General features: G+C 66.8%; 11 protein-coding genes. 1 reads left to right on the top strand and 10 read right to left on the bottom strand.

All coding sequences use genetic code 11. The annotated features are described in order from the left end of the window. Nucleotides 1-105: 105 nt before the first annotated feature. From ABE483_RS07420 to prpB, 8 genes are all read right to left on the bottom strand, one after another. Nucleotides 106-1,563 (bottom strand): bifunctional 2-methylcitrate dehydratase/aconitate hydratase, encoded by a 1,458-nt coding sequence (locus ABE483_RS07420; RefSeq protein WP_070471381.1) that lies wholly within the window; start codon nt 1,561-1,563, stop codon nt 106-108. 20 nt (nt 1,564-1,583) lie between these two features. Next, nucleotides 1,584-2,768: a 2-methylaconitate cis-trans isomerase PrpF gene (prpF, locus tag ABE483_RS07415; protein ID WP_102788124.1), complete on the bottom strand. Its 1,185-nt coding sequence runs from the start codon at nt 2,766-2,768 to the stop codon at nt 1,584-1,586. Then, nucleotides 2,765-3,199 carry a type II toxin-antitoxin system RelE/ParE family toxin gene (locus tag ABE483_RS07410; RefSeq protein ID WP_346481436.1) on the bottom strand — a complete coding sequence of 145 codons (435 nt, stop codon included), beginning with the start codon at nt 3,197-3,199 and terminating at the stop codon, nt 2,765-2,767. Before ABE483_RS07410 ends, prpF begins: the two co-directional genes overlap by 4 nt. Continuing rightward, nucleotides 3,162-3,419, bottom strand: a complete 258-nt coding sequence (locus ABE483_RS07405; protein WP_019186079.1) for a type II toxin-antitoxin system ParD family antitoxin — start codon at nt 3,417-3,419, stop codon at nt 3,162-3,164. Before ABE483_RS07405 ends, ABE483_RS07410 begins: the two co-directional genes overlap by 38 nt. Before the next feature lie 41 nt (nt 3,420-3,460). Beyond that, the gene (locus ABE483_RS07400; RefSeq protein WP_346481435.1) at nt 3,461-4,177 is read right to left on the bottom strand and encodes a hypothetical protein; all 717 of its coding nucleotides are present in this window, start codon (nt 4,175-4,177) and stop codon (nt 3,461-3,463) included. 97 nt (nt 4,178-4,274) lie between these two features. Further along, nucleotides 4,275-6,890 (bottom strand): Fe/S-dependent 2-methylisocitrate dehydratase AcnD, encoded by a 2,616-nt coding sequence (acnD, locus tag ABE483_RS07395; RefSeq protein WP_346481434.1) that lies wholly within the window; start codon nt 6,888-6,890, stop codon nt 4,275-4,277. 139 nt (nt 6,891-7,029) lie between these two features. After that, the gene (gene prpC, locus ABE483_RS07390; protein WP_088432970.1) at nt 7,030-8,187 is read right to left on the bottom strand and encodes a 2-methylcitrate synthase; all 1,158 of its coding nucleotides are present in this window, start codon (nt 8,185-8,187) and stop codon (nt 7,030-7,032) included. A 27-nt stretch (nt 8,188-8,214) separates the two neighbouring features. Next, nucleotides 8,215-9,105, bottom strand: a complete 891-nt coding sequence (prpB, locus tag ABE483_RS07385) for a methylisocitrate lyase (protein ID WP_070425708.1) — start codon at nt 9,103-9,105, stop codon at nt 8,215-8,217. Nucleotides 9,106-9,262: 157 nt separating this feature from the next. Between prpB and prpR the strand changes: the two genes are divergently transcribed. Continuing rightward, on the top strand, nt 9,263-10,885 hold the full coding sequence (gene prpR / locus ABE483_RS07380) for a propionate catabolism operon regulatory protein PrpR (protein ID WP_346481433.1): 1,623 nt from the start codon (nt 9,263-9,265) through the stop codon (nt 10,883-10,885). Nucleotides 10,886-10,897: 12 nt separating this feature from the next. On the opposite strand, the gene aac(6') is transcribed toward prpR, so the two are convergent. Next, nucleotides 10,898-11,353, bottom strand: a complete 456-nt coding sequence (aac(6'), locus tag ABE483_RS07375; RefSeq protein WP_313210945.1) for an aminoglycoside 6'-N-acetyltransferase — start codon at nt 11,351-11,353, stop codon at nt 10,898-10,900. Continuing rightward, nucleotides 11,350-11,949 (bottom strand): pyridoxamine 5'-phosphate oxidase, encoded by a 600-nt coding sequence (gene pdxH, locus ABE483_RS07370; protein ID WP_313210947.1) that lies wholly within the window; start codon nt 11,947-11,949, stop codon nt 11,350-11,352. The genes aac(6') and pdxH overlap by 4 nt, the downstream gene beginning before the upstream one ends. Nucleotides 11,950-11,968 lie beyond the last annotated feature (19 nt).

Raw genomic sequence — 11,968 nt, 5'->3', positions numbered from 1 at the left:
CACGGGCGACCCCGGGCGATCCGGGCGTCATGGGTGACCGGCAGGGCCACCGCCAAGGGCAGCCGCCAAGAGCCATCGCTAAGGGCAGCCGACCAACGGTCGGCTCTACCCGGCGACGTAGAGGTCGACGTACTCGTGCACCGGCATCGCTTCCAGCGCGACCGGGTCCAGCGACGCCTCGATGATCCGGCGCTGCTGCACGGTCGGGAACACCCCGGCCAGGTGTCGGCGGAACTTGTCCTCCAGCAGCGGGATGCCCTCGGCCCGGCGCCGCGCGTGGCCCAGCGGATACTCGACCACGGCCTCCATCGTGCTGCCATCGGCGAACGTCACGTGCAGCGCGTTGGCGATGCTGCGCTTGTCCGGGTCCAGGTAGTCGGCCGTGAACTGCGGCTCTTCCACGCAGGTGATCGTCGCCCGCAGCGGATCGATGCGCGGATCGGCCGCCACGTCGTCCTCGTAGTCCTCGGCAACCAGCCGGCCGAAGATCAGGCCGATCGCCACCATGTACTGCACGCAGTGATCGCGGTCGGCCGGGTTATGCAGCGGGCCGGGTTTGTCGATGATGCGCAGGCAGGCCTGCTGGGTGCGCAGGGTGATCTGCGCGATGTCTTCGCTGCGTTTGCCGCTGGCGCGCATCTGCGCATGCACCTGCATCGCCGCTTCGACCGCCGTCTGGCCATGGAACTCGGCCGGATAGCTGATCTTGAACAGCACGTTCTCCATCACGTAGCTGCCGTACGGCCGCTGGAAGCGGAACGGCTGCCCGCCGAAGGAGACATCGTAGAAGCCCCAGGTCGGCGCGGTCAGCGCGCTGGGATAGCCCATCTCACCGGCCGCGGCCATCAGCGACAGGCGCACCGCACGGCTGGTGGCATCACCGGCCGCCCAGCTCTTGCGCGAGCCGGTGTTGGGCGCGTGCCGGTAGGTGCGCAGCGACTGCCCATCCACCCAGGCCAGCGACAGCGCATTGAGCATGCGCTCACGATCCAGACCAAGCAGGTGTGACACCACCGCGGTGGAGGCGACCTTGACCAGCACCACATGATCCAGCCCGACCCGGTTGAACGCATTCTCCAACGCCAGGCAACCCTGGATTTCATGCGCCTTGATCATCGCCTCCAGCACATCGCGCATGGTCAGTGGCGCCCGGCGCAGCGCCTCGGCATTGCGGCTGAGCCAGTCGGCGGTAGCCAGGATGCCGCCGAGGTTGTCGGAGGGATGCCCCCACTCCGCGGCCAGCCAGGTGTCGTTGAAATCCAGCCAGCGGATCATCGCGCCGATGTTGAAGGCGCCCTGCACCGGATCCAGCTCGAAGCGCGTCCCTGGCACCCGGGCGCCGTTGATCACCTGCATGCCGGGCACCAGCGGCCCGAGCAGCTTGCTGCAGGCCGGGAACGATAGCGCCGCCAACCCGCAGCCCAGCGTATCGATCAGGCAGTGCCGCGCGGTGGTGTACGCCAGCGGCGAGCTGACCGGGTAGTCGCGGACGTAATCGACGATGTCGGTCAGGACCGTGTCCCATGGCGGGCGCTGGTTGCTGTGGCTGTCATGACCGGACATCGCGATTCTCCTGTTGGGACTTACAAGGTGGCGGCAGGCACCCTTACCGCACCGTCCATCAAGACGCGGGCACTGCGGCTCATGATGGCCTTGGTGACCGTCCACTGACCGTCAACGAGCGCCGCCTGCGCGCCCACGCGCAACGTGCCGGAGGGATGACCGAAGCTCACCGATTCACGCTCACCGCCACCGGCGGCCAGGTTCACCAGCGTGCCCGGGATCGCGGCGGCAGTGCCGATGGCGACTGCGGCGGTGCCCATCATCGCGTGGTGCAGCTTGCCCATGGACAGCGCGCGCGCGTGCAGGTCGATCTCGCCCGCGGCGATCTGCTTGCCACTGGAGGACACGTAGTCCTGCGCCGGGGCGACGAAGGCGACCTTCGGTGTGTGCTGACGGGTCGCGGCCTGCTCGATGGTCTCGATCAGCCCCATGCGCACCGCGCCGTGCGCGCGGATCGCTTCGAAACGCGCCAGGGCGGCCTTGTCCTCGTTGATCGCCGGCTGCAGTTCGGTGCCGGTGTAGCCCAGATCAGCCGCGTTGAGGAAGATGGTGGGAATGCCGGCGGTGATCATCGTGGCCTGGAAGCTGCCCACGCCGGGCACGTCGAGCGTGTCGACCAGATTACCGGTGGGGAACATCGCCCCGCCCTCGCCATCATCGGAGGGATCCAGGAACTCCAGCTGGATCTCCGCGGCCGGGAAGGTCACGCCATCGAGGTCGAAATCGCCGTCCTCCTGCACCTGGCCCTCCACGATCGGCACGTGCGCCAGGATGGTCTTGCCGATGTTGGCCTGCCAGATCCGCACGGTGCACAGGCCGTTGTGCGGAATCCGCGCCGGATCGATCATTCCGTTGCTGATCGCGAACGGGCCCACCGCCGTGCTGAGGTTGCCGCAGTTGCCACTCCAGTCGACAAATGCCGTCTCGATCGCCACCTGGCCGTACAGATAATCCACGTCGTGCTCCGGCACCGACGGCGCGGAGATGATCACGCACTTGCTGGTGCTGGAGGTCGCGCCGCCCATGCCATCGGTGTGCTTGGCATACGGGTCGGGCGAGCCGATCACGCGCATCAGCAGCGCATCGCGGGCCGGGCCCGGCACCTGCGCGGCGGCAGGCAGGTCGCTCAGCTTGAAGAACACACCCTTGCTGGTGCCACCGCGCAGGTAGGTGGCGGGAATGCGGAGCTGGGGGAGATGGGTCATGAAATCATGTCCGTGCAGGATGGATGGGGACGAGCGGATGCGTCATCCGCTTGAATGGCGCTGCGTGCACCGGAGGACGGTCGTGGCGTCTGATCCATCAATGCATCGAGCCCGCGCGAGGTATCCCAGACGCGAAGGATGTCAACGCGGTCCGGAAGGTCAAGGTAATAGACCAGATAGCGATCAAAGACGGGCAAGATCACGAATCGCAGTGGGACCGGCAGGTCATCGCTGACCCAAGCGTGCCGAGCGGACCCTGCCCCAGGACATGCCGCGATCCGCAGCAGTGTGGCATCCACCGTCGCGATGAACCGTTCGCCCAGCACCAACCCTCCCTGACGCGCGAACCAGAGCGCAGCGTCGGCCACGTCCTGTTCCGCGCGTGGCCGCCACTCAATCCGCTTCACGATCCAACCGCTCTGCCAGGTCACGGCGCATCCGCTCGAAAGTTGCCGAGGTGACCGGGGCACTTGGGCCAGACGCCAAGCCCTCCGCAATCAACCGGCGCAGCAGCTCTTCGGCCTTTTGCCGCTGGCGCTGGCGGATCAGGTCGCGCACGTAGTCGGACGTACTGGAGTACCCCCCCTGGCTTACTTCCTCATCGACAAACTGTTTGAGCGGATCGGTGAGCGAGATGTTCATCGTGGCCATGATCAGACCTCTTTGGCAATTTTTGCCATAAAAGTGTGCACCTACATCCCATTGACCGCAACTCCGCCTCGTTCATCCCGCCGCTCCACTATTTCGGCCGCCGCACTACGACGCTCCCAGCGGAACAGCCACAGGATGATCAGCTTGGTGCTTCCGCTGACCACGGCCAGCAGCAGCAACGGCCAGCCCAGACGCAGGCGCATGGCGAAAGCGAACACGATGGTGGAGATGTCCATCAGCAGGATCAGCTGGCTCATCCGCAGCGACACCGCGCCCGTGCGGCCGGAGCGCCAGATCAGCAGGATCTGGTGCGCATAGCCCTGGGCCAGCAGCGCGGTAACGGCCACGATCATCGCCGAGGCGAGCACGCGACCCTCATCCACGTGCCGTTGCCCCCACACCAGGCCCAGCAGTGCGCACAACAGCGCCACGCACGCCACGACAAGGCTGGCGGTCGCAGTGCGGCTGAGCCGGTCCGTCCAGATCTCTCTCAGGATCAGCAGCACAAGCACCGAGGCAAGCAGGCGCGGCCACACGATGAAGTGGTTGAACGGCTGGATGCTGTAGCCGTAGACGAAGAACGACAGGTAGGCGAGGAAACTGACCGTGAACTGGTTGAGCGACAGGATATCGGTGGCGCTTGCGCCCGCCGTCGCGCTCGCGCGGCGCTGCCACACCTTGCGCAGTTGGGCCCACACACCCACCAGGCTCAGCAGGATGAAGGCGGTATTGATCGCGCCCGCCACGGTGTAAAACATGTCGCCGCCTGTCCCGGTTATTGTGGAACCTACGCGCCGATGGCCCCATGCCAGCGACGCGCCAGGCCCGCACCTCGCGGGCGGGCCTGGCATACCGTCACATCGCCTGCGCCGATTCCAGGAAGTCCTGGGCGAACCGCTGCAGCACGCCACCGGCCTCGTAGATCGAGACCTCTTCGGCGGTATCCAGCCGGCAGGTGACCGGCACCCGCAGCTGCTCACCGTTGCGGCGATGGATGACCAGGGTGAGTTCGGCACGCGGCACGCGATCGCCGAGCACGTCGAAGGTTTCAGTGCCATCGATGCCCAGGGTCTTGCGGTTGACGCCTTCCTTGAACTCCAGCGGCAGCACGCCCATCCCGATCAGGTTGGTGCGGTGGATGCGCTCGAAGCCTTCGGCGGCGATCGCTTCCACACCGGCCAGACGCACGCCCTTGGCGGCCCAGTCACGCGAGCTGCCCTGGCCGTAATCGGCACCGGCGATGATGATCAGCGGCTGCTTGCGGCCCATGTAGGTTTCGATCGCTTCCCACATGCGGGTGACCTGGCCTTCCGGCTCCACGCGCGCCAGCGAGCCCTGCGTGACCTGGCCATCGATCACGGCCATTTCATTGATCAGCTTCGGGTTGGCGAACGTCGCGCGCTGCGCGGTGAGGTGGTCACCGCGGTGGGTCGCGTAGGAATTGAAGTCCTCCTCGGGCAGGCCCATCTTCGCCAGGTACTCGCCGGCCGCGCTGCTGGCCATGATCGCGTTGGACGGCGAAAGGTGGTCGGTGGTGATGTTGTCGCCGAGCACGGCCAGCGGGCGCATGCCGGTCAGGCTGCGGGCACCGGCAAGCGCGCCTTCCCAGTAAGGCGGGCGGCGGATGTAGGTGCTCTGCGGGCGCCAGTCGTACAGCGGGCTGATCGGGGCGCCGTGCTCCACCTTGAAGGTGAACATCGGGTCGTAGACCTTGCGGAACTGTTCCGGCTTGACGCAGGCCTTGACCACCGCGTCGATCTCGGCATCGCTCGGCCACAGATCCTTCAGCGTGATCGCGTTGCCGTCGGCATCATGGCCGAGCGCATCCTTTTCAATATCGAAGCGCACCGTGCCAGCGATCGCATAGGCCACCACCAGCGGCGGCGAGGCCAGGAAGGCCTGCTTGGCGTACGGGTGGATGCGGCCGTCGAAGTTGCGGTTGCCCGAGAGCACGGCGGTGGCATACAGGTCGCGATCGATCACTTCCTGCTGGATCTTCGGGTCCAGCGCGCCGCTCATGCCGTTGCAGGTGGTGCAGGCAAAGGCCACGATGCCAAAGCCCATCTGCTCCAGTTCGGTCAGCAGGCCGGCTTCTTCCAGATATAGCTGCACGGCCTTGGAACCGGGCGCCAGCGAGCTCTTCACCCACGGCTTGCGGGTCAGGCCGGCGCGGTTGGCGTTGCGCGCCAGCAATGCCGCGGAGATCACATTGCGCGGGTTGCTGGTGTTGGTGCAGCTGGTGATCGCGGCGATGATCACCGCGCCATCGGGCATCAGGCCATCGGCCTGTTCCTGCCTGCCCGAGGCCAGCTTGCCTTCATCGGCGATGCCGCGCGCAGCCAGGTCGGTCGTCGCCACACGCTTGTGCGGGTTGGACGGGCCGGCCATGTTGCGCACCACGGTGGAGAGGTCGAACTGCAGCACGCGCTCGTACTGCGCGGTGACCAGGTCGTCGGCCCACAGGCCGGTGGCCTTGGCGTAGGTTTCCACCAGCGCGACCTGGGCATCTTCGCGGCCGGTCAGGCGCAGGTAGTCCAGGGTCTGCTGGTCGATGTAGAACATCGCCGCGGTGGCGCCGAACTCCGGCGTCATGTTGGAGATGGTGGCGCGGTCACCGATGGTCAGCGCGTTGGCGCCCTCCCCGTAGAACTCGATCCACGCCCCCACCACGCGCTCCTTGCGCAGGAACTCGGTCAGCGCCAGCACCACGTCGGTGCAGGTGATGCCCGGCTGCGGTCGGCCGGTCAGCTCCACGCCGATGATGTCGGGCAGGCGCATCCAGGACGCACGGCCGAGCATGACACTCTCCGCTTCCAGGCCGCCCACGCCGATCGCGATAACCCCCAGCGCGTCCACATGCGGGGTATGGCTGTCGGTGCCGACGCAGGTATCCGGGAAGGCCACGCCCTCGCGCACCTGCACGACCGGCGACATCTTCTCCAGATTGATCTGGTGCATGATCCCGTTGCCCGGCGGAATCACGTCGACGTTCTTGAACGCCTTCTTGGTCCAGTTGATGAAGTGGAACCGGTCTTCATTGCGGCGGTCCTCGACGGCGCGGTTCTTCTCGAACGCGGCCTTGTCGAAGCCGGGGAATTCCACCGCCAGCGAGTGATCCACGATCAGCTGGGTCGGCACTACCGGATTGATCTGCGCCGGGTCACCGCCGGCATCGGCGATGGCATCGCGCAGGCCGGCCAGATCGACCAGGGCGGTCTGGCCGAGAATGTCATGGCACACCACGCGGGCCGGGAACCACGGGAAATCCAGGTCCTGGCGGCGCTCGATCAGCTGCCGCAGTGACGCATCCAGGGTGGCCGGGTCGCAGCGGCGCACCAGGTTTTCGGCCAGCACGCGCGAGGTATACGGCAGCGTGGCATAGGCGCCGGGCTGGAGCGCGTCGACTGCGGCCCGGGTATCGAAATAGTCCAGCGCGGTGCCGGGAAGGTTCTTGCGGTACTGAGTATTCATGGCTGGCGATAGCTGCTTGTTGGCGGGCCGGGGCGTCGTGACACCGGCGAAGAAGGAGTAGCGACGCCGCAACGGAGCAGACCGGCATCGCGCCGGCCTGGTCCGCAAGGCACCCGCGAACGGGTGCGGTACGTCTGTCTTACTTGCGCTGGTCGATCGGCACGAAGGCCTGGTCTTCCGGGCCGGTGTAGTTCGCACTCGGGCGGATGATCTTGCCGTCGATGCGCTGCTCGATGATGTGCGCGCTCCAACCGGAGGTGCGTGCGATCACGAACAACGGAGTGAACATCGCCGTCGGCACGCCCATCATGTGGTAGCTGACCGCGCTGAACCAGTCCAGGTTCGGGAACATCTTCTTGATGTCCCACATCACCGATTCCAGGCGCTCGGCGATGTCGTACATCTTGACGTTCTGCTGCTCGGCGGACAGATCGCGCGCGACGTCCTTGATGATGCTGTTGCGCGGATCGCTGACGGTGTAGACCGGGTGGCCGAAACCGATCACGACTTCCTTGCGCTCCACGCGGGCCTTGATGTCGGCCTCGGCATCGTCGGGGCTGTCGTAGCGCTTCTGCACTTCGAAGGCCACTTCATTGGCGCCGCCATGCTTGGGACCGCGCAGTGCACCGATACCGCCGGTGATCGCGCTGTACATGTCGCTGCCGGTGCCGGCGATGACGCGGCAGGCGAAGGTCGAGGCGTTGAACTCGTGCTCGGCGTACAGGATCAGCGAGGTATGCATTGCCTTGACCCACGAATCCTGCGGCTTCTCGCCGTGCAGCAGGTGCAGGAAGTGGCCACCGATGGAGTCATCATCGGTTTCCACGTCGATCGCACGACCGTTGTGGCTCCAGTGGTACCAGTACAGCAGCATCGAACCCAGGCAGGCCATCAGCTTGTCGGCGATATCGCGCGCGCCGGGATGGTTGTGGTCGTCCTTCTCCGGCGACACGCAGCCGAGCACGGAGACGCCGGTACGCATCACGTCCATCGGGTGCGCCGACGGCGGCAGTTCTTCCAGCGCGGCCTTGACCGCGGCCGGGATGCCACGCAGCGACTTCAGCTTGGTCTTGTAGGCGACCAGCTCGGCGCGGGTCGGCAGCTTGCCATGGACCAGCAGATGCGCGATTTCCTCGAACTCGCTGGTGTTGGCCAGATCGGCGATGTCATACCCGCGGTAATGCAGGTCGTTGCCGCTGCGGCCGACGGTGCACAGCGCGGTGTTGCCGGCGGCGGTGCCCGACAGGGCGACGGATTTCTTCGGCTTGAAGCCGGGGGCGGTAGTGGTGTCGCTCATGATCCCTCCAGAAAACAGTGTGCGGTCTTACTTCTTGGCGGCGAACAACGCATCGAGCTGCTGCTCGAAGGCGTGGTAACCGATACGGTCGTAGAGTTCCTCGCGGGTCTGCATCGCCTCCACCACATTACGCTGGTGGCCCTCGCGGCGGATGGTCTCATACACGTTCTCTGCCGCCTTGTTGGCAGCGCGGAACGCGGACAGCGGGAACAGCTGGATGGCGACGCCGGCCGAGGCCAGCTCGTCGCGGCTGAACAGCGGCGTGGCGCCGAACTCGGTGATGTTGGCCAGCACCGGCACCTTCACCGCATCGACGAAGCGGCGGTAGGTATCCAGATCGTAGGCGGCCTCGGCGAAGATGCCATCGGCACCGGCCTCGACGCAGGCGATGGCGCGTTCGATCGCGGCATCCACGCCATCGACCTGGATGGCATCGGTGCGTGCGATCAGGAAGAAGTCCGGATCGGTCTTGGCATCGGCGGCGGCCTTGACCCGGTCCACCATCTCGCCCTGCGACACGATCTCCTTGCCCGGGCGGTGACCGCAGCGCTTGGCGCCGACCTGGTCTTCGATATGGCAGGCGGCCGCGCCGGCCTTGATCAGCGACTTGACCGTACGCGCGATGTTGAACGCGCTCGGACCGAAACCGGTGTCGATATCCACCATCAGCGGCAGGTCGCACACATCGGTGATACGTCGCACGTCGATCAGCACGTCTTCCAGGGTGTTGATGCCCAGGTCCGGCAGGCCCAGCGAGCCGGCCGCGACGCCGCCGCCGGAGAGGTAGATCGCCCGGTAGCCGGCGCGCTTGGCCAGCAGCGCGTGGTTGGCGTTGATCGCGCCGATCACCTGCAACGGCGATTCGGCGGCCAGTGCGGCGCGGAAACGGGCGCCAGCGGAAGAAACGGGGGTGCTCATGCGACATTCCATCGTGATTGACCCGTTGATAGGCGCAAAGGCCGTGCCAGGTGACAAGTGTTTGATTTCATTGAGGCAGCGAGGTGACTGCGACGTTTCACATTGAAACATTGAAACATCTGTAACATGGCTGAAACTGAACCATTGAAACAGCCTCATGTCGATCAGCCTGCCCCGCCACCGCGCCCGCCTGTCCGATCCCGATGCCGGCCAACTGCCGGTGATCTGGACCGTCAGCGTGTCGCGCCTGACCGGACTGCTGGGGGATGTGATTCCCGAGTTCGACCGCCGCGCCCGCATCGTGCCGATCAACCTTGGTTTCGAGGAGGCAGTGGATGTCATCGGCCAGCGCCTGCGCCGCGAACACTGCGATGTGGTGATCGCCGGTGGTTCGAACGCGGCCTACCTGCGCAGCCGGCTGGAGGTGCCGCTGGTCCCGATCCAGGCCAATGGCTTCGATCTGATGGAAGCGCTGGCGCGCGCGCGCCGGATCGCCCCGCGGATCGGTCTGGTCACGCATGCCACCGACGTGCCGACGTTCGGCAGCTTCCAGCACAGCTTCGGGCTGGACATCGAGCACCGCCGCTTCGTCACCCGTGAGGATGCGCGCGACTGCATCGCCGATCTGCGTGCCAACGGCATCGAGGTGATCGTCGGCACCGGCATGGCGATCGACCATGCCGAGCAGGTCGGCCTGCCCGGGGTGCTGCTGTACTCGGCCGATTCGGTGCGGCAAGCCTTCGAACATGCCTTGGAGCTGACCCAGACCCTGGCCCGTTCCGGCGCATCGTCACTGCGGCGGCGGGCACCGGCCAAGCGCCGGGATGCCGACCACGCCCTGCTCGGTGACAGCGCGCCGATGCAGCAGGTGCGCGAGCACATCGCGCTGTACGCCCCGTACGACAGCACCGTGCTGGTGACCGGCGCGACCGGCACCGGCAAGGAGCTGGTGGCGCGGCAACTGCATACCGCCAGCGGCCGCCGGGGCCGTTTCGTCGCGCTGAACTGCGGGGCGATCAGCGAGTCACTGCTGGAAGCCGAACTGTTCGGTTACAACGAAGGCGCCTTCACCGGCGCACGTCGTGGCGGTCGTGTCGGTCTGGTCGAAGCCGCCGAGGGCGGCACCTTGTTCCTCGATGAAATCGGCGAACTTCCGCTGCCGTTGCAGACCCGGCTGCTGCGGGTACTGGAAGAACGCGAAGTGCTGCGCGTGGGCGCTACCGAGCCGACGCCGGTGGACGTGCGCGTGGTCGCGGCCACGCTGCAGACGCTGGAATCGCTGGTGGACACACAACGCTTCCGCCGCGATCTGTACTACCGCCTGGCCGCGCTGCGCATCGCGCTGCCGACGCTGCGCGACCGGCGCGCGGATGTGCCCTTGCTGGTGAGCCACTTCTTCCGGCAGCTCGCGGATACGGATTCGCCCCTGTCGCCCGAGGCGCTCGCGCGGCTGCGCGACTACGCCTGGCCGGGCAACGTGCGTGAGCTGCGCAACATGGTCGATCGCCTGCGCATCCACTGGCAGCAACAGCCGGGCGCGCTGACGTTGCCGCAGATGCTGCAGTGGTTGCCGGAACTGCACGCGGCGCAGCGGCCACTGGCGGTTCCAGGCGGCGGCACCCCGGCAGCCCTCACTGCTGCCTCGACGGCGCGACCGGATGCGGCCGCGCTGCGGCGGTTGCTGGCCGACTGCGGCGGCAACCGCGAGCAGGCGTGCGCGCAGCTGGGCGTATCGCGGACAACGCTGTGGCGTTGGCTGCGCGAGGGGTCGGTGGGTTGAACAGACCGCGCGTCAGCCAGCCGGATCCAGCGGCAGCCGGAAATACACCACGCGCTCGGTTTCCTCGAATCCACAGGCCCGGTGCGCCGCCTGGGCAGTCACGTCTTCAAGCCGGCTGTCGGAGGCCAGCTCACTGCAGCCCTTCGCGCGCGTCCACGCCTTGGCCGCCGCCAGCAGCGCGCGGCCCAGGCCACGTCCCTGCCAGTCCGGCTGCACGTACCAGCCTTCCAGGAAGCCGACCGGCGTGGTCTCGGTTCCGTTGACGTAGTCGTGCCGGAGCCGCACCTCGGCAAATCCGACCGCTGCATCGGCGCAGGCCAGGAAGACGGCAGCGTCGGCGTCAGCCAGGGCGTCCTGGAGCTCCCCCAGCGTCTCATCGGCATCAGGCCACAGACCCCGCCGCAGGCTTGCCCACGCCGTGGCGTCCACACGCGTCGCGTGCCGGATGACCGGCGCGGCGGCGTTCACGGGAACAACATCCGCTTGCTCCACTGCCCGTCCACACCGGTCTCATAGCACCAGCGCTCGTGCAGGCGGAACTGCGCGCCGTACCAGAACTCGATCCGCTGCGGCACCACGCGCAGGCCGCTCCAGCCGTCCGGACGCGGCACGTCGCGGCCCTCGAAGCTGGCCTCGGTGGCCGCCACGCGTGCGTCGAATGCTTCGCGCGAGGCCAGCGTCTTCGATTGCAGTGACGCCCACGCGCCGATCTGGCTCATGCGCGGGCGCGAAGCGAAGTACGCATCGGCCTCGGCGTCGCTGACCTTCTCCACCCCGCCTTCGATCCGCACCTGGATGCCGGCTTCGCGCAGGCTGCGCCACAGGAACAGCAGCGCGGCGCGTGGATTGGCCTGCAGTTCACGCCCCTTGTGGCTGTCCAGATGGGTATAGAACACGAAGCCGCGCTCGTCGAACGCCTTCAGCAACACGGTCCGCGCGGAGGGCTGGCCGTTCGGGTCGGCCGTGGCCACCGTCATCGCATTCGGTTCGACTTCGCGGCTTGCCTTGGCTTCTTCGAACAGCCCGGCAAAGGTGGACAACGCTTCGGCATACAGATCGGTCATGGCGGTTTTCTTGTCACGC

Origin of the sequence: Stenotrophomonas sp. TWI602, assembly GCF_039674045.1 — a bacterium.
Taxonomy (GTDB): Bacteria; Pseudomonadota; Gammaproteobacteria; order Xanthomonadales; family Xanthomonadaceae; genus Stenotrophomonas.
The sequence above is the reverse complement of the archived record's forward strand: the minus strand, read 5'-3'. Positions and strand labels throughout refer to the sequence as shown.